The sequence below is a fragment of the Treponema sp. R6D11 genome (assembly GCF_054786075.1).
In genome coordinates this window covers 1-718 of sequence record NZ_BDHD01000607.1, presented here as the reverse complement: position 1 = coordinate 718, position 718 = coordinate 1, and the positions used below count along the sequence as shown (strand labels likewise).

Below are 718 nucleotides of genomic sequence, written 5' to 3'. Positions count from 1 at the left end.
GTCATGGGTACGCGCTCAGGCGATATTGACGCGGCCCTTCCCTTCTATGTTATGCGAAAGACGGGCATGAGCGACACCGAAATTGAAACCGCCCTTAATAAAAAGTCGGGGCTTTTGGGCCTTACGGGCAAATTCGCGGACAGGCGCGACATTCAGGCCGCCGCCGTCGCGGGCGACAAACAGGCTCTGCTCGCGCAGTATATCGAAGCCCACCGCGTAAAAAAATACATCGGCGCCTATTGGGCGGTTCTCGGCAGGGTGGACGCGCTCGTCCTTACCGCGGGCGTCGGCGAGTTCGCGTGGTTCATGCGGGAAAAAATTCTTGAAGGGCTAGAGGGCATCGGAATCGTATTTAATCCGCGAAAGAACAAAATATCCTGCACAAGAAATACCGAAACGCTAATCAGCAAGCCCGAATCGAAAATACCGATATACATCATTCCCACCGACGAAGAGCTTGTAATGACAGAGGACGCTTACGCGCTTATGAAAGGCACTTACGATACGCATACCCGTTTTACATATACGTTCCAGAGCAAGGACTATGTTAACAAGGGGCGCGCCGAAAGCCTTGTGCACGATCTTCAAAAACATCCTGAACTTGCGGAGATTATTGCCAAACCAAAATGAGCGAGATACTTTGCATAGGGAATCCGATTGTTGATGTGTTCGTAGAGATAGATAACGACCTCGCTGAAAAATACGGAATAGTTGATCC

The 718-nt window shown here is 50.7% G+C and carries 1 pseudogene; it reads left to right on the top strand.

Features of this window, described 5'->3' with window-relative positions:
• Window positions 1-630: pseudogene (locus tag ACYVTD_RS15000) on the top strand (propionate kinase); the annotation flags it as partial.
• Window positions 631-718: the final 88 nt, after the last annotated feature.